This is a genomic window from Amycolatopsis circi (assembly GCF_003385235.1).
Lineage (GTDB): Bacteria > Actinomycetota > Actinomycetes > Mycobacteriales > Pseudonocardiaceae > Amycolatopsis > Amycolatopsis circi.
This window is the reverse complement of the sequence record NZ_PQIA01000171.1, coordinates 1-16,823: the sequence shown is the minus strand read 5'-3', so window position 1 is coordinate 16,823 and position 16,823 is coordinate 1. Positions and strand designations below refer to the sequence as shown.

Sequence of the window (16,823 nt, the reverse complement as noted above, 5' to 3'; positions counted from 1 at the left end):
GGGCGTACGGGCTGGTGCGGCGGGCGTTCCGTTGAACCCCGCGCCTCTGACGCCGGTCCCGCCCCACCCGCTTCCCGTCCCCGGACCCCTTCCGCCCGAATCGGAACCCGGCCCCGAACTGGCGATGGCGGGTCCCTTGTGGACAGTCCGGCCGGAGTGACCCCGGCCCGGGGCGCTGTTCGGTCTCTGCCGGGTCTTCCCGTTCGACCGCGCCGCACGGTCAAGTCCTGAACCGAGCGCGCTCGCGCCGCCGCTGACCCGTTCTCAGCGGGCAGCGGCCCGGCTCAGCCGCTGAACCCGCCAGCCTCCAGAGCCGCATCCACCTTCGCCCGGTGCGCCTCCGCCCATTCGTCGAGCGTCTGCGCCTCCTCTTTGGCCAGCTTCGCGCGCGCGTCCACGAGCACCTGCGCGGCGTCGGGCCCTGGCACCACGACCACGCCCTCCTCGTCCGCCACGACGATGTCCCCGGCGTGCACCGTCACTCCGCCGCACCGCGCGGGCTCGCCCAGCGGTGCCATCGCGGCCTTCGTGCCCGGAATCGGGATCACGCCGCGCGCGAACACCGGGAAACGCGCCTCGCGGACTTCCGCCAGGTCACGGATCACGCCGTCCAGGACGAAGCCCGCGATGCCGCGTCGCTGAGCAGTCGCGCAGACATTGCCGCCGGCCAGCGCGTAATCGACGTCGCCGGACTCCGCCACGATCACCGCTCCGGCGGGCGCGCGGTGGATGGCCGCGTGCAGCATCAGGTTGTCGCCCGGCGGGCAGCGCACCGGGTACGCGGGCCCGGCGATCCTCGGCACCGGCCCCCACAAGGGGCGCACGCCGTAGTCGAGCACCTGGCCGCGGCCGAGCAGGTCGGCGAGCGTCGTGGTCGGGATGTCGGCGAAACCGTCGTCCATGGACGGCGATGCTCTCACGCGCGGCCCGGCCGGATACCGTTCCGTGGCACCGATCACGGAGGAGAAGATGGCTTTCCGGCACACCGTCGCCGCATCCCCGGTCGGCGACCTCACGTTGGTCGCCGACGGCAGCGCGCTGGTCGCCGTCTACTTCGACGGCCACAGCCGGACCCCGCGCTTTCCCGACCTCGGCCCGCGCGCCGACGACGGTTTCGCCGCCGCGACCCGGCAGCTCGACGAGTACTTCAGCGGCAGGCGGCAGACCTTCGACCTTGAACTGGACCTGCGCGGATCCGAGTTCGAACGCCGCGTGTGGCAGCTGCTGACCCGCATCCCCTACGGCGAGACGCGCACCTACCGCGACCTGGCCGTCGAGCTGGGCGAACCCGGCGCGGCACAGGCGGTCGGCAACGCGAACGGCTGGAATCCGCTGAGCATCGTCGTGCCGTGTCACCGGGTGGTCGGCAGCAGCGGCGGCCTCACCGGCTACGCGGGCGGCGTCGACCGGAAACGGTTCCTGCTGCAGCTGGAAGAGCCGCCAGCCGACGACGCCGGACGGCTCTTCTGACGGATCACCCCAACGACGCGCGACCGTGTTTCCAATACCCCTGGAACGCGATCGCCTGCTTCGGAACCCCGCGCTCCCGCGTGAGAAACCTCCGCGCGCCGGTGGCCAGCCCGCTTTCCCCGGCGACCCACGTGTAGCCCGGCGGCTCGGACAGATCGAGCTGGGCGAGGACGTTGAGCGCGAGCCGACCGGGAAGCCGATCGTCCTCGCGGACCAGCCACTGGACGTCGGCGCCGAGCGGCACGTCCACGGTGTGGATGTCGTCCCGCGCCCCGACCTCCAGCAGCACGGTCGCCCGCAAACCAGGTGACGATTCCAGGATCGCCAGCACCGCCGGAATCGCGCTCTCGTCGACGAGAAGAAGCTGCGTCCCGCTCTCCGGCGGCAGATAGGTGATTCCCTCGTCGAGAATCCCGATCTCGTCGCCCGGCCGCGCGTTCTCCGCGAACCTCGACGCTGGACCGCCGTCGCCGTGCACCGCGAACTCGATGTCGATTTCCCCCGGCCGCGTCGCGCGGATCGTGTAGTTGCGCACCCACGGCCTGGACGCGGTGCTCATGAGCAGGTGCTGAGCGAGCCAGCGGGTGCCGGAAGCGGTGGGGAGGCGCAGCTCGCGCTGGCCTTCGCGCGGAAAGAACAACCGGCACCATTGATCGAACCCGAGCGGCGCGAAGTCCTCGAGATCCTCCCCGCAGACAGTGAGGGTCACGAAATGCGTGGACGTCCGTTCGGCGCGCAGCACGGACGTCCGGAGCAGCCGCCTGCTGTCAGGCGTGCGGCGCTGGGGGAGGGTCGGCATTGGTTGGTCCCGATTCAGTTAGGTAAGGCTTGCCTTCTGAACGCTAGCCGCTGACTCGACGGGACGGCAAGGACCGCACATTCGCCCTTGGTGCATCTGTCCGTACTCCTTGCCCTGCGCGGATGCGTCCGTCCGGGGCAGTTCCACTGATTGTTGGTTCCTCTTGCCGATCACTCTCTGTGTCACTCGTGTGGGTGACGGTTGACTGCTCAATAAACTGGCTCGCCGTGACACTCTGTGTATCACTGTGAGGCGTCCGGCTTGGCGAACCTGAGTTTCTCCAGGCGGCGAATGTGCGAATGAACGTGCATCTTCCCGTGTCAGCGCCGGTTCTCCGCAGTTCGCGGATACGTCGAGAGGTCTGGACAAGTTGCCGCCGGGGTGGCCGTCAGGTGTCGAAGCGGTGACCGCGAAGAGTAGCGAAAACCTTCACTCGAACCGTTGGGCGACGCTGAGGGACCGTTCACCGCGACACTGCCAGTAGAACTGGTCGGTGACGCACCGTCTTCGCCAGGATGAGCCCATCCGGGGCCCGCACTGCCCGACAGCCGGGGCCCGGGAAGCCGTCGGAGCCGGTCCGCCGGCCGGAAGGGAAGGGGATGACGACCTCATGACGGTGGTTCCCTGCCTCGCCGACCAGCCGTCCCGCGCCGGGCAGCAGCGCCGGACCGGCGAGCCGCCCGAGCCGGAGGAAAGCGTGCTGGTCCGGGAGCCTCAGCCGAATCCGCCGAGCCGCCCGCACGCCTCGGCGGACGGGCCGGAGCCTGGGCCGGGACCGCGCGGGGCGGCGAAGCTGGAGCGACTGGTCGAGCCCGCCAAGGTGACGCAGGTCGACGGTGGGACCGAGCAGCGGAGGCCCTTGCGGCCAGACGAGGCAGCAGACGCAGTCGCCAGCAATGCCGCTGAACCCGCCTCAGCCGAGGCAATCTCCGCTTCGCCCGCGCAGTCGTGCGATGCAGCGGCGGGCCATGGGGCCGCGCTCAATCTGGCGGAAGCAAGCTCAACTGATCCCGCCCTGCCAAGCACCACGGCCGCAACCGAGGCAGCCGGGAGCAACGCAGCCGAGCCAAACCGCCCCGAAGACCCGTCCCACCCAGACCCCGAGCACCCCAGCCGGGTCCGTGTCGTCGTCGACTGGGATCCCTTCTCCCGTCCGCCCCGCCGGATCGCCACCCGGGACGAGATGGTCGCCTCCGCGCACTGGGTTCTCGCCCGCCGCCAGCGCGGCCGGCATCGCAAACCCGACAGCCGCGATCCCTGGGCCTCCCGGGCCGCGGACTTCGTCGTCACCTGGGCGTCCACGCTCCGGACGGCGTTGCTCCTCCTCGCCGGGACCGCGTTCCTCACCGGGCTCGTGCTGATGGACAGCCCGATCGCGGGCGTCGCGGTGACGTCGGCGACCCTCGCCGCGGGTGTCGCGGCCTGGGTCGCCCGGCCGCGAAGGTCGCCCTCGCATCGCTGCTGAAAGAAAGTTCGGCGAAGTGTCGATGCGCGGCGAGTCCGTTCGACGAGGATGTACCGGCTGGACGAAAACCAGCCACCGACCCCGAGGAGCGGGCAATGCGTTTCCTGATGATGCACCGGCTTGACGAGAGCGCCCCCGAGGCCTGGAACCCCAGCCCCGAGTTCATCGAGAAAATGGGCGCCTTCGTCCAGGACTGGACCGAACGCGGCATCCTGATCACCGCGGAGGGCGTGCATCCGTCGGAGAAGGGCGCGATCGTCCGCAAGCCCCGCGGCGCGACCCCGACCGCGACGGACGGGCCGTTCACCGAGGCCAAGGAGGTCATCGGCGGGTTCGCCCTGGTCAACGCCGCGGACCGGGCCCAGGCGGTCGAGTACGCGCGGCAGTACGCGGACCTGTTCGACGAGATCGAGGTCGAGGTCCGCCAGGTCGTGGAGTTCGAGGACTTCGAGGGCCTGGCCGCGGAATAGCCCAGCGCGCAAGGCATCCGGCCGTATTCGCGCGCCAAGTCTTTGTCATTCGTTGACCCGCACCGCGCCTCGCGGGGATCTTCGTCCTGGGGACAGGGCGGGATCCGAGGAGGCAGCGGTGCGGGTCATGCTCACGGCGGTCCTGACAACGATGTCGGCGTTGCTGGCGGTCCAAGCGAAAACACCGGCGCCTCAACCGGCGGCGAACATCGTGGTGTGCAACAAATACTGCGACGACCGGGCAGCCGACCAGGCGTCCAGCGACCGGATCGCGGTCACCACGCCGCTTGACGACCGGGTGCTCCAGCTGCACTTCGCCGACGGCGACCCGATGGGCTGGGCCGTCATCGACCACTCGCGCCCGGGCGACCAGGTGTGGCTCGACCGGTCCTTCGACGGCGGCGCGACCTGGGACGGCGGCGCGCAACTCGGCCTGACCACCGCGCCGTCCGGGGTCGGCGGCTGGCGCACTCAGATGTACAACAACGACGACTGGAACAACCGAGGCGTCGGTGCTCTGCGCGCGTGCGGCAGTGCGGTCGACACCGGCCGGATCGCTTGTACGCCTTGGGCCCGCACCCGCTGGAACGCGGCGGATCGCGCGCAAGCGGCGGCGACCGCGCTGATGGCGCTCTACGACAACGGCACCGGCTACTTCCGCAACGGCGGCGGCTGGGGGAGCGCGGTGTCGCTGGCCGCGGTGATCCGCAACGCTTCGGTAAGCCGGATGGCCAGCTACGACTACGCGATGGCCACGACCTACGACAAGAACGTCAACGCCGGGCGCGGCCAGTTCCGCAACGAGTTCTCCGACGACACCGGCTGGTGGGCGATGGCGTGGCTCGACGCCTACGACCGCACCGGCCAGCAGCGCTACCTCGCCACCGCCAAAGCCGACGCCGACCACATGCAGACCTTCTGGACCAGCGACTGCGGCGGCGGCATCCGATGGAAAGAAGGCCTGACGTACAAGGCATCCATCTCCAACAGCCTGTACATCCAGGTCAACGCCACCATCGCCGACCGCACCGGCGACGCGACCTACCGCACGCGAGCGCAGCAAGGGTGGGATTGGTTCCACGGCAAGGGACTCATCGGCTCCGACGGCCTGGTCGTCGACGGCATCGACAGCGCCAGCTGCGCCGCGGTCGGCCAGCGCTACACCTACAACCAGGGCGTCTTCGTCTCCGGCCTCACCGCACTGTCCAAAGTGACCGGCGACCAGAACCTGATCGGCACGGCCCGTTCGGTCGCCGACTCGACGACGCGCACTGGGTCGTATTTCACCGGTGCTGACGGCATCGTCCACGATCCCGGCGAGGGCAGCAGTTGCAGCGACGACGGGTCGTACTTCAAGGCCGGGCTCGTCCGAGGTCTGTCCGAACTGGACGCCGTGACGCCCGACGCGCCTTACCGGGATTTCCTGGCCAGGCAAGCGGATTCGGCCTACGCCCACTCCCGAAACGACTTCGACCAGTACTCGCGTTCGTGGTCCGGCAGCGGCGAAAAGGGCCCGGGTTGCCAGGCCGCGGCGCTCGATCTGATGAACGCGACGCACTAGCCCGGCGAGTGATCGACAGCACACCCGTCTTCGCAAGGCCCGTCCGGGTACGGTTGACGGTGCCACGGAATCCTGCGTGGTTCATGCGGACGGGGAAGGGCGATCGTGGAGCTGAAGGTCGGGTACAAGGCGTCGGCGGAACAGTTCGGGCCTCGCGAGCTGGTGGAGTTCGCGGTGCGGGCCGAGGAGCTGGGGCTGGACTCGGTGTGGGTGTCGGACCATTTCCTGCCGTGGCGGCACGAGGGCGGACACGCGCCGTGGGCGCTGGCGTGGATGCCGGCGGTGGCGGAGCGGACCAGCCGCGTGCTGATCGGGACCAGTGTTTTGACGCCGACGTTCCGGTACAACCCGGCGGTGATCGCGCAGGCGTTCGCGACGATGGCGCTGCTGTCGGGCGACCGCGTGATCCTCGGCGCGGGCACCGGCGAGGCGCTGAACGAGATCGCGGTGTCGGGCCGGGAATGGCCGGAGTTCAAGGAGCGGTTCGCGCGGCTGCGCGAGTCGGTGCGGCTCATGCGCGAGCTGTGGAGCAAGGACAACGTCGACTTCGAGGGCGACTACTACCAGCTGGTCAACGCGAAGATCTACGACCGCCCGGAGCGTCCGGTGCCGGTGTACATCGCCGCGGGCGGTCCGGTCGTGGCGAAGTACGCGGGCCGCGCGGGCGACGGCATGATCTGCACGTCCGGCAAGGGCATGGACCTGTACACGGACAAGCTGATGCCGGCGATGGCCGAGGGCGCGGCCGCGGCTGAGCGCGACGCGTCCGGCGTGGACCGGATGATCGAGATCAAGATGTCGTACGACCGGGATCCGGAGAAGGCGCTGGCCAACACCCGGTTCTGGGCCCCGCTGTCGCTGAGCGCGGAGCAGAAGCACACGGTTTCCTCGGCGGAGGAGATGGAGCGGCTGGCCGACGAGTTGCCGATCGAGCAGGTCGCGAAGCGGTGGATCGTCGCGTCGGACCCGGACGAGGCGGTCGCACAGATCAAGCCGTACCTCGACGCGGGCCTGAACCACCTGGTCTTCCACGGCCCCGGCCACGACCAGGAGCGCTACCTGGGCCAGTTCGCCGAGGACGTGCTGCCGCGGCTGCGCGCGCTCTCCTGACGGGTGCTTTCACGAGACCCCCGCCCGGCTTCGGCCGGGCGGGGGGCAATGCCAGGGACTTAAGCCGAGTGGCCTCAGCCGCTGACGTCCACAAAGGACGCCAACATCGCCGAAATACCTGGTTGGTCCGTGAGGGGAACCCTGAGGGAATCAGAGTCCCTCAGGGTTCCCCTCACGGACCGCCCGCCGCTTCCGCCAACCTGTCCCGGCCACGACGGCGGCCACCTGGGCACCGTCGGACCCTTCGGCCTGGGCAGCCGCGCTTCAGCCACACCCGCAGCGCCGCCTTAAGTCCCTGGCATTGGCGGGGTCTCAGTCTTCGCTGGGGAAGAGGATCGGGCTGAGCAGGTACCGCCTGCGCCCAGGGGCGGGCTCGTTGACGAGCATGGGCGCGATGGCTTTCCGCATGCCGTCGATCATCTCGAGCAGTTCGTCGCGGTCCAGCCAGACGGCGTGCTGCCGGTAGCCGACCAGATCCTCGACCGGATCCGCCTGGTCCCGGCTGAGGTAGGCGTCGAACTCGGCGACCAGCGCGGCAGTCGCGGCGGCGAATCCGCGCCGGTGGTCGTCCGGGGTCAGCTGGGCGATCGCGTCCTGGCCGAGCGACGCGCGTTCCTTGCGCAGCCGGTACGTGCGTTCGACCGCGCCGCGCACGCGTTGCTCGTCGGCGACTTCGAGGATCCCACCGTCGGCGAGAAGGTCGACGTGGCGGTAGACCGTCGCTTTCGAGACATCCGGGAGCAGTGCGCCCAGTTGTGCGGTGGTGAGCGTCCGGTCGCCGCGCAGCGTGTGCACGATCCGCAGCCGTACCGGATGTCCCAGAAGAGTCAACACGTCCACTCCCCAATGTTCTCATAGAGTGCTACCGTTCGCATAACTTGAGAACGATGGGGGTTGGGATGAATCCGAGCGAGTTGGCGACAGCGGTCGTCGGGCAGGCGCGGGACGGGCGGTTCAGCGAGATCGCGACGCGGTTCTCGCCGGAGCTGCGGGCGGCGGTGTCCGGCGCGGCGCTGGAAGCTGCGTGGGCTGCGCAGATCGGCGAGCACGGTCCGGTGACCGCGCTGGGCGAGCCGGTTGCTGAGCCGGCGGGTCCTGGGCTGACGCGGGTTCAGGCGCCGGTCGTCTGCGCGCACGGCGGTTTTCTTGTGGTGCTGTCTGTCGATTCAGCGGGAACCGTTGCGGGACTTCGGCTTGCCTTGGCCGCCGAGTGGACTAAACCGTCCTATGTGGATGAAACAGTGTTCGTTGAACGGAACATCGTTCTTTCCGCGGAACCCCATTCGGTACCAGGAACGCTGACCGTGCCGCGCGGAGAGGGGCCGTGGCCGGGCGTAGTCCTGCTCAGCGGCGGCGGGATTTTCGACCGCGACGAGACGGCCGGTCCGAACAAGCCGCTCAAGGATCTCGCGTGGGGCTTGGCTTCCCGGGGCGTCGCGGTGCTGCGCTTCGACAAGGTGACGCACGCCCATCCCGAGTTGGCGACCGCACCCGGCTTCACGATGTCCGCGGAGTACGTGCCGCATGCCGCCGCAGCCGTCCGGCTCTTGCAGGCGCAGGACGGCGTCGACGCCACGCGCGTGTTCGTAGCCGGGCACAGCATGGGCGGAAAGGTCGCGCCGCTCGTGGCGATCGCCGAGCCGTCGGTGGCAGGGCTGGTTCTGCTGGCCGCAGATGCCGAGCCGATGCACGAGGCCGCTGTTCGCGTCGTCCAGCATCTCGCTGCTGTGGACGCCAAGGTCGAGGTGCTCGTCGAGCCGATCACCCGGCAGGCCGCGGCGGTCGCTGATCCGGCGTTGTCGCCGTCGACGCCGGGGGAGAACCTGCTATTCGGTTATCCCGGCTCCTATTGGCTGGAGCTGCGCGATTACGACCCCGTCGCGACCGCTGCGGCGCTGGAGAAGCCGATGTTTCTGCTGCAAGGCGGCCGGGATTACCAGGTCACCGTCGAAGATGACCTTTCCCGATGGCGGAACGGACTGACCGAACGGCACGGGGTGGACGTCCGCATCTATCCGGAGGACGACCACCTGTTCTTTCCCGGCACCGGACCGTCCACACCGGACAGTTACCGGCAACCGCAGCACGTCGACGCGGCAGTGGTGGCCGACGTCGCGGACTGGCTGGCGCGACAACGGTGACCGAGACCCGCTGAGGGCCTCGGTCACCGCGGCGGTCACTGCCGCCTGAACCGCCTTCTCCGGCTCGCGACCAGGAACGCCGTGCCTCCGGCGAGGAGGGCACCGCCGAGGATCAGCAGCATCGGCAGCAGCGGAATGCCGGTCGAGGCCAGTGAATCCGTGTCCGTCGCGCCCGAAGCAGGCGCATGGGCCACCGGGGGCACCGGGTTCGGGCTCGTCGCCGGGGGAGCCGACGACGTGGGCGGACCGGGCGGCGCGGGCAGGTAGACGCCGGCGTCGATGGTGTGGTCGACCCCGCCCGCCTCGGCGGGAGCGGTCACCGGCGCGTAGCCGTTGCAGAGCCGTCCGGTCTCGGGCGGCACGACGTTCGAATCGTGCGCCCGGTCCGGACCGGCGGCCGGGAGCGTGAACCGCAGGTCAGCCGCGGGCGGCGTGCCGGGCACGTTGTCCGTGGCCGCGGTGCACACGTCGAACTGCACGGTGTACTTCTCGCCCGGCTTCAGCTGGTACTCCGCGCCGACGCCGCCGAAGTAGTACTCGCCCGCCTTGTCGGTCTGGGTGGTGGCGAGCTTCTTGCCGTCGGTGTCGAGGAGGGTGACCGTCGTCTTGGCGAGCGGGACCTCGTCCGCGCGGTTCGGGTCCTGGACGCCGTTGCGGTCGCCGTCGAACCACACGAGGTTGCCGATCTGGATCGGCGCGTTCGCCGCCTGGTAGGCGATGTCGCCGAGCCCGCCCGCCTTGCCGAAGCTGTTGGCCGGGCCCACGAACGCGTACCCGTGCTTCGGATTGTCCTGCCCCGGCCCGGTGCCGGTGTCGACGTCGTAGTAGCCGACTCCGTCCGAGCTGACGTGCTGCGCCGGGTCCATCTGGGTGCTGATCGCCCACTGCTGCTGCGGGATGTAGGCGACCGAACCCTGCGAGGACTCCTGGTGCACGCCGTTGCCCGACCGGCTCGGATCGAAGAAGTCGCCGGGGAAGTACTCCACGACGCCGGGCGGCTCGTGGCCGTTCGTCTCGGGCTTGCCGTGGTTCGGGCAGACGCCGGCGCCTTCCCAGTCGTACCCGCCGCCGGGAGCCGCGCAGGCCATGGTGATGTCGCCGCCGGACATGCCGGTCCGGACCGTGTCGTCGGAGGGCCGCGGGTCTTTGCCGGAGCCGAAGACGTCCATGAACCGGTCGCGGAAGCCGAGGATCATCGAGCCGTCGCGGGTGAACGCCAGGCTCGCCAGTTCCGGCTGCGGGTTGATCCCGGCGCCCTTCCGGATGAACTTGTCCCACGAAGAGAACGAGGTGTCCCAGGGGTTCCAGTGGTCCATGCTGTCGTCCGGGTCCGGGACCGCGATGACGTAGCCGCGCCGGTAGTCGAGGCCGTGCGTGAGAACGGGCGTGAACTTCGTGCCGTCGTAGGTGTAGACCACGGCTTTCAGATCCTCGTGCCGCTTCGTGCTCTCCGCCGAGCAGACGCCGCCGACGTACAGTTTCGCGTCGTGCGCGGCGACCGCGAACGGCCGCCAGTCGTCGGGCGCGGCACAATCCGGATCCGGGATCGGCACGGTCTTGTCCGGTTCTGCGGCGGCCCCGGTCGCGTCGAAACTCACCAGGCTCCGGGTTCGCAGATTCACCGCGTACAGCGTCTTGCCGTCCTCGGCGAGCGCGATCCCGCCGAGGCTTTCCTTTCCGGGGACGTCCACGAAATGCTGGTCCTTGAGCATGTCGACCGCGCCGTGCTCGGTGACCGCGGTGTCCGGCACCTTCGCGAACAGCTTGGGCGCCCCGCCGCCGAGCGGAGTCGTGTAAATCGCGCCGCCGCCTTCGGGACCGTACGTGGTGAAGCGTTTCGCGAACGTGGACTGGAAAATGCGGTCGCGGTATTTGTCGTACGCCAATCCCCACGTGGTGCCGACTTGCGCCTGGGTGTTCAGCACAGCCGGGCAGGCCGAGTCGGCGGGGCAGGTGCCGCGGAGTTCGCGGTCGAACGCGACGAGCGCGCGGGTGTTCGGATCGGGTGCGCTGCCGTCGCTGTTCACCGCCGGGTTTTGCACCGGGACGTAATAGCGGGCGTCGGGCGGCGTGTGGTCGGCCGGGTTCCAGACGCCGGTGATCACCGCAACGTCCTTGGCCTCGCGCAAATCCACGAACGTCGTGAAACTGTCGAAGTGGTTTTTCTTCGTGGACGCGGGCGCGGCTCGCAAATACGCGCGATACGGATCCGGAACCGAGACGTCGACGCGATACCGCCCGCCGGCGAGCGGGGCGGCCGGGTCCACCACGACCTTGCCCGCCGCGTCCGTACGGCCGCGCACCTGATGTCCGGCGGGGTCGGTGACCAGCACGGACATGCCCGGCTGCGGGGTGTCCATGGCGGCGTTGACGATTCCGGTGCCGAAGAAATCGCGGAGCACTTGGACGGTCAAGGTGCCGTCCTCGGCGGCCCCAGCTGGGCCTGCGGTGACCGTCATCGAGCTGCCGCCCAGCAATAGGGCGGTGGCGGCTACTCGCGCCAGCCTCAATCTGCCACTGGTTCTTCTGCCGCCTCGGTTCATGACTGCGGGATCTCCGTTCTCTGCGCGGAATATTCGCGCGGCGTGCCGCAAAGCTGTAACAGTGAACCAGAAAAGGACCTTTCCGGGTACGGCACCGGGATAACGGACCGGGTGAATCGAAAAGCCTGCTACGGTCACTCGCTGTGCTTGCCAAACGGATCGCGCGCCGCTGGATCGTCGTCGCCGCCGCGGTGACAGTCGCGCTGGGCGGAGGAATATTCTGGTATGCCGCCGCCGGTTCCGCCGGTTCCGGCCCGCGAGCGGTCACCGCGGACGAGGCGAGCCGGCTCGCGATCGCGCGATTCCGCAATTACCAGAAGCAGAACCGCGCGGTGACGATCAGTGTGCCCGGCGCGGCGGGGGAACTCGTGATCACCGGTTCGGCCGATTACCGCGCCAAGGCCGGTTACGGAGTGCTGAAAGGCAAGGGCCGCAACGACTCCGGCAATGGTCTGATCCGGTGGACCGCCACCCGCGTCGAACTCCGCCCGTTGCCCGCCGTCCCCGATCTGCCCCCGGCGAAACCACCCGCGGACGGCTGGTTCGGCCGCCCGCTCAACCCGACAGCGGGCGCGCTGGACCGAGCATTGGCGATTCTGCTCGGTCTCGGCAACGACCGTCCGGACAACGCCCAATTGCTGCCGCAGAACGGCGCCGAATGGGTAGCGGCCGATCAGGTGAACGGACATGCCGTCGACGTCTTCACCGGTCCGGATTCCCGGGAACGGCTGGGCAGCGCGGAATCCGTCCGGTACTGGCTCGATGCGGACGGCCTGATGTATCGGGTGCAGACTTCGGTGCCGGGGGAGAAGGATCCGGTGGCTATTTCTTTTGACACGCACGAATTCACTGCGGTGCCGCCCGAGCGTTGACGTTTTCCTCAGGATCGGCGGGCCTGTCCGCAAGCATCTGGCCGATGCCGGGCGTTCTGGCGAGTCCGGGAGAGCGGGGAACCGCGAAATGCGCCTGCCGTGTCTTTGTCCGTGAGCGGGCTTGGCAGCACGGATGCGATTCCGGCGTTGGGGTTTTCGCGATGCCCGGCAGCTCTGGCGCTGCTGGGCGGGTGCCGAGGCACAGCTTGCCCGCGAGAACGCTGGCACCTGCCTCTCCCGATGGTCGGATGCGCCACCGCCGCGAGGGGTTCGTCGGGCCGGTGAGCGTCAGGACTCCCGGCGGCAGTGCAACATCGCGGCCCCTAAGCTGCCGCCACCGAGGCCCGGTCCGCCAGCAACGACGCGGCTGGCACCTGGATTTTCGCGACGTTCGGAAACACCGGCACCGCCGGGACCACCGTAGGTCCCGCCGTGCGGGCGTTCGGAAATTGCGGCTGCAGCGGTGGCACCGCGACCTCGGTGAACGGAATTCCCGCAGGCGGCTTAGCCCTGGTCCAGGCTCCCGAGGGCGAAACCGTAGCTGCGGGACAAGCGGCACTCGCCGCCAATCCTTCCGGAATCGTGTGCAGCGGACCGGAATCAAGGCAGTTTCCGCTGCCCTTCGTCGCACCGGGAAAGGTCCAGCCGACGTCGATGCCGTTCGCCGCGAAGACGTCGCCGACGATCTGGTTGCCCTTCGGCGGCACGTCCTGGGTCGCGGTGAGCACGAGCCCGGCGTTCGCGTTCCCGGCGATCCGGTTGCGCAGCACCTGGTTGCCGCTGCCGCCGTCGATCCCGATCCCGATGCCCCAGCCGCCGCCGGCCTGCTCCGGCGTCGCCGCCTGTCCGTTGGCCGCCACCAGATTCCCGGCGACCACGGAGCCCTGCTGCGGCAACAGCTTCTCCTGGTGGTCGGAGTTGGTGGTCAGCCCGACCCGGTTCCCGCTGAACCGGTTCCCGGCGACGTACATCTCTCCGCTGGCGTTCGTGCCCTCGTAGCCGACCGCGTTGAGTTCCGCGACGTTGTCCCGCACGACCGTCCGGCACGGTTTGCATTGGCCGACATAGATTCCGGAATCAGCGCCGCCGGACGTGTACGACTGCTCGATGACCCCGTTCTGGGCGGAAAACGCATAGATTCCGTAGAGACCGTTGCGAGTGGCGGTGACGTGCGAGACCAGGAACGAACTGAGGAACCGGATCGGCTCGTCGCCCGTGTCGTAACCGCCTCCGTGTCCCGGCAGCCCGTCGGCGGCCTTGACCGAACCGGTGACGAGCACGCCGTTCTGCGTGTGATTCCGGACGGTCAGGTTCTCCACCGCGACCCCCGGCGCGGACACGACGACCCCGTTGTCCCGCTTGAGTTGCCCGTCGACGACGACCTTCTCCCGCACTTCGCCGCGCAGCGTCACCTTCGGCGTCGTGATCTTCACCGTTTCGTGGTACTCGCCCGGCGCGACAAGCACGAGATCCCCGGACTGCGCCAGGGAAACGGCGGCGGAGATGGTCGGCGCGTCGGCCGGAACGCGGATCGTCACGCCGGTCCCGTCCGGCCGATGCCCCTCGGCGGAGGAAGAACCACAACCGCTGACCAATGCGGCGGACAGCCCCAGGATCGCCGCCATGGCGAGAAAACGCATGCGCACAGTCTGGCATGGGGTCCGGTTTCCGTTGGGGTGATTGTCGGTCGGGACGCCTGTCGTGCGCTTGGTTGGGTCCGGTGGCGGGGGATTCGCCGAGGTGACGCGGCCGGAACGGCAATGTCGATCAGGCACCGCGGGGGAGGTCCGCCGAGCCGAATTCGCCTGGCGCACCGGAATCTGTCACGCTGCCCGTCGTGAATTCCGCTGAGCGCCGCCCTTCCCGCCGCGCTTTTCTCGGGGCGGCGGTGACCGCCGGACTCGCCGCTGGGTGCCACGCGGCCTCCGCGCCCGACACCGAAACCCGACCCGGCCCGGTCCCGCCCACCGGCATCCACCAAGCCGGGATCACCACGCCGCAACAACCACAACCGCATCTGCTGATCGTCACCGCAGACATTTCCGTTGCGCCAGGCCCCCTTCTCGCCGAATTAGGCCGTCGCATCCTGGCTATGGCCGCAGGAACGGACGCTCGTCTGCTGGGTTTGCCCGCCGGCGACCTGACCGTGACAGTCGGCGTCGGCCCGAAACTGGTCCGAGCCCGCGATCCACAACTGCCCGGCGCGAAAGACCTCCCACCGGCAGCCCACGAGGCGGTCGCTCCATCCGACCGAGGCGGCGATCTGCTCCTCCAAATATGCGCGAGCGACCCGCTCGTCCCGCCGATCGCCGCAGCCGCGCTCCTTGCGATGCCCGGCGTGCGCGAACGCTGGCGGCAGTCCGGCGCACGCGGTCCGCACGTCCCGGTCGCGGACGGCGTGACCGCACCACGGAACGTCCTGGGCTTCATCGACGGCATCATCGGCCCGCACACTCCCGCCGAGCAGCAGCGAGACCTGTGGCTCCCCGGCCCGGCTCCGGTGGCGGGCGGCACGATCGCGGTAGTCCGGCGGATGGCACTGGACGTGGCGCGGTTCGCCGCGATGCCGACAGCCGCGCAGGAAGCTGTCTTCGGCCGCCGAAGGGACACCGGGACCCCGCTGTCCGGCGGCGCGATCGCCGACGGCCCGGACCTGGGCGCGAAAACCCCGGACGGCCGCTACCTCGTCCCCGCCGACGCGCACATCCGCCGCGCCCACGCGAACGTCGTCGGAGCCGGGCTCATGCTGCGCCGCAGCTACAGCATGGACACGCCGGCCCCGGGCCTGCTCTTCGCGAGCTTCCAGAACGACCTGCACACCTTCACCGCGACCCTGGCGAGCATGGAAGCGGCGGACGCGCTGCTGCCGTTCACGACCACCACCGCGAGCGGGACCTTCCTGATCCTCCCCGGCTTCGACGAACACCGGCCGCTGGGATCGACCCTGTTCCCGGCGTGAACGGGCACCCGAAACGACGGAAGCCCTGCCTCTCCGAAGAGAAGCAGGGCTTCCGACAACGCTGGTGCGCGATACTGGGATTGAACCAGTGACCTCTTCCGTGTCAGGGAAGCGCTCTCCCGCTGAGCTAATCGCGCGAGGTGGAGACGGGATTCGAACCCGTGTACACGGCTTTGCAGGCCGTTGCCTCGCCTCTCGGCCACTCCACCGCATGGGGCTTGAGCCCTCCGAGCGGACGACGGGATTCGAACCCGCGACCCTCACCTTGGCAAGGTGATGCGCTACCAGCTGCGCTACGTCCGCACTACCACTTGGCTCTGAGGTCGCGGGCGGTGCTCTCGCTCGCACCCCGTCGCCGTGGTGTGAAAGAACCATATCCGACCCCGGCGACCGGCGCGGCACCGGGGGGTTGTTGGCCCGCTCGCGGGCCGGTGATCAGGCCAGATCGTTCGGGATCAGGTGGGTGAGCGCGTCGTCGACGTCGACCCACAGGTGCTCGTTGCCCGGCAGCACGACGTCGTACGTGCGGTCCAGGAAATCGGCCAGCTCCTGAGCGGACGCCTCGAACATGGCGTGCCCGGACGGCGAGTTCAGCTCGATGAGGACCGACTCCGGGTCCTCCACCGAAGGCCGGATGCGGACGTCCCCGTCGCCGGCGTCGGCGAGCAGGCCGTCGGCGAGCAGGTCGCGCGCGTAGACCCATTCGACCCAGCCGGCCCGCCCGGTGCGGAAAGCGGCGACAACGGCATACGGGTCGCGGGTGTCGTAGCGCAGCTCCACCTTCACCGGAACCGCCGGGGTCCGCGGCGCCAGCAGGTCGAAGACCGCCGTCGAGCGGAGCGTCACGTGATCGTTGCGCATCGTCCTACCCTTCGTCTCCCTTCCCGGCCCGGACGACCGAGGACAACGGTGAGACGCACCAGGAGCCCGGATCCGTCGCGAGTGCGCTCGAGATCACCCGTTCGAGACCGTCTGCCCCGAGGTCCGTCCGGTCCGTCGCCGTCCGTGCCGCGCAGCCTTCAGCGGGCGCCCGGTGGGGAGCCACCAGTACATCTTGCGCGGTTCGGCCGCTGTGCGATAGCACCGTCGCACGGATGTCGCGGACGCCCGCACGCGCCCCCGCCCGCGCAAGGCCCTGGCTAGCTCGGGATTGTTCGGACCGTATTCGCTGGCAGACCCGCTGTAGTCGGATCAAACCACCCGTTTGCAGGCCCCCGAAAGTCGTGGGGTAGGCTGGATTCGCACCACGGGCGGGCGATTAGCTCAGCGGGAGAGCGCTTCGTTCACACCGAAGAGGTCACTGGTTCGATCCCAGTATCGCCCACTCGACTTGAGGCGATCTGTGCCCGCACACAGCGCGGGCCGGGTCGTCTCGTCGTGTTTTCTGGGGGTGCAACCCCCACGCCCCGCCCGGAGGGCTTCGCCCCCGGACC

General features: G+C 69.4%; 14 protein-coding genes and 4 tRNA genes. 9 read left to right on the top strand and 9 right to left on the bottom strand.

The genetic code is table 11. The features are described from left to right. Positions 1-284 precede the first annotated feature (284 nt). The gene (locus D0D37_RS41535; protein WP_116206052.1) at positions 285-902 is read right to left on the bottom strand and encodes an RraA family protein; all 618 of its coding nucleotides are present in this window, start codon (positions 900-902) and stop codon (positions 285-287) included. A 67-nt stretch (positions 903-969) separates the two neighbouring features. Here D0D37_RS41535 and D0D37_RS41530 point away from each other — a divergent pair, with 67 nt between their 5' ends. Beyond that, positions 970-1,470: a methylated-DNA--[protein]-cysteine S-methyltransferase gene (locus D0D37_RS41530; protein ID WP_116206056.1), complete on the top strand. Its 501-nt coding sequence runs from the start codon at positions 970-972 to the stop codon at positions 1,468-1,470. Between the two features lie 4 nt (positions 1,471-1,474). Here the strand turns inward: D0D37_RS41530 and D0D37_RS41525 are convergent, their stop codons facing one another. Further along, positions 1,475-2,269: a siderophore-interacting protein gene (locus D0D37_RS41525; RefSeq protein WP_116206051.1), complete on the bottom strand. Its 795-nt coding sequence runs from the start codon at positions 2,267-2,269 to the stop codon at positions 1,475-1,477. A 610-nt stretch (positions 2,270-2,879) separates the two neighbouring features. On the opposite strand from D0D37_RS41525, the gene D0D37_RS41520 reads away from it, so the two are divergent. The 4 genes from D0D37_RS41520 to fgd all read left to right on the top strand — a co-directional run bounded on the left by D0D37_RS41520 (position 2,880) and on the right by fgd (position 6,875). After that, complete coding sequence (locus D0D37_RS41520) at positions 2,880-3,734, top strand: hypothetical protein (RefSeq protein WP_116206050.1); 855 nt, start codon at positions 2,880-2,882, stop codon at positions 3,732-3,734. A 95-nt stretch (positions 3,735-3,829) separates the two neighbouring features. Further along, positions 3,830-4,204, top strand: coding sequence for a YciI family protein (locus D0D37_RS41515; protein ID WP_116206049.1), 375 nt, complete (start codon positions 3,830-3,832; stop codon positions 4,202-4,204). Between the two features lie 127 nt (positions 4,205-4,331). After that, entirely contained in the window at positions 4,332-5,765 is a 1,434-nt protein-coding gene (locus tag D0D37_RS41510) for a glycoside hydrolase family 76 protein (protein WP_116206055.1), read from the top strand. A 105-nt stretch (positions 5,766-5,870) separates the two neighbouring features. Continuing rightward, positions 5,871-6,875: a glucose-6-phosphate dehydrogenase (coenzyme-F420) gene (gene fgd, locus D0D37_RS41505; RefSeq protein WP_116206048.1), complete on the top strand. Its 1,005-nt coding sequence runs from the start codon at positions 5,871-5,873 to the stop codon at positions 6,873-6,875. 312 nt (positions 6,876-7,187) lie between these two features. Here fgd and D0D37_RS41500 read toward each other — a convergent pair whose 3' ends face one another. Next, a complete protein-coding gene (locus D0D37_RS41500) occupies positions 7,188-7,709 on the bottom strand; it encodes a helix-turn-helix domain-containing protein (RefSeq protein ID WP_244223863.1) in 522 nt (173 codons plus the stop codon). Positions 7,710-7,774: 65 nt separating this feature from the next. Between D0D37_RS41500 and D0D37_RS41495 the strand changes: the two genes are divergently transcribed. Then, on the top strand, positions 7,775-9,016 hold the full coding sequence (locus tag D0D37_RS41495) for an alpha/beta hydrolase family protein (protein ID WP_244223862.1): 1,242 nt from the start codon (positions 7,775-7,777) through the stop codon (positions 9,014-9,016). Positions 9,017-9,051: 35 nt separating this feature from the next. Here the strand turns inward: D0D37_RS41495 and D0D37_RS41490 are convergent, their stop codons facing one another. Next, positions 9,052-11,475 (bottom strand): SdrD B-like domain-containing protein, encoded by a 2,424-nt coding sequence (locus D0D37_RS41490; protein ID WP_116206054.1) that lies wholly within the window; start codon positions 11,473-11,475, stop codon positions 9,052-9,054. A gap of 227 nt (positions 11,476-11,702) precedes the next feature. On the opposite strand from D0D37_RS41490, the gene D0D37_RS41485 reads away from it, so the two are divergent. Beyond that, a complete protein-coding gene (locus D0D37_RS41485; protein WP_244223861.1) occupies positions 11,703-12,431 on the top strand; it encodes a hypothetical protein in 729 nt (242 codons plus the stop codon). Positions 12,432-12,754: 323 nt separating this feature from the next. Here the strand turns inward: D0D37_RS41485 and D0D37_RS41480 are convergent, their stop codons facing one another. Beyond that, entirely contained in the window at positions 12,755-14,071 is a 1,317-nt protein-coding gene (locus D0D37_RS41480) for a right-handed parallel beta-helix repeat-containing protein (protein WP_116206045.1), read from the bottom strand. A 197-nt stretch (positions 14,072-14,268) separates the two neighbouring features. Here D0D37_RS41480 and D0D37_RS41475 point away from each other — a divergent pair, with 197 nt between their 5' ends. Next, positions 14,269-15,390 (top strand): Dyp-type peroxidase, encoded by a 1,122-nt coding sequence (locus tag D0D37_RS41475; protein ID WP_116206044.1) that lies wholly within the window; start codon positions 14,269-14,271, stop codon positions 15,388-15,390. 62 nt (positions 15,391-15,452) lie between these two features. On the opposite strand, the gene D0D37_RS41470 is transcribed toward D0D37_RS41475, so the two are convergent. From D0D37_RS41470 to D0D37_RS41455, 4 genes are all read right to left on the bottom strand, one after another. Then, positions 15,453-15,527, bottom strand: a tRNA-Val gene (locus D0D37_RS41470). A gap of 1 nt (position 15,528) precedes the next feature. Then, positions 15,529-15,599 (bottom strand) — tRNA-Cys (locus D0D37_RS41465). Positions 15,600-15,620: 21 nt separating this feature from the next. Continuing rightward, positions 15,621-15,693 (bottom strand) — tRNA-Gly (locus D0D37_RS41460). Positions 15,694-15,825: 132 nt separating this feature from the next. After that, complete coding sequence (locus tag D0D37_RS41455; protein ID WP_005159130.1) at positions 15,826-16,251, bottom strand: SsgA family sporulation/cell division regulator; 426 nt, start codon at positions 16,249-16,251, stop codon at positions 15,826-15,828. 391 nt (positions 16,252-16,642) lie between these two features. Between D0D37_RS41455 and D0D37_RS41450 the strand changes: the two genes are divergently transcribed. Next, positions 16,643-16,714: transfer RNA gene (locus D0D37_RS41450), tRNA-Val, on the top strand. Positions 16,715-16,823: the final 109 nt, after the last annotated feature.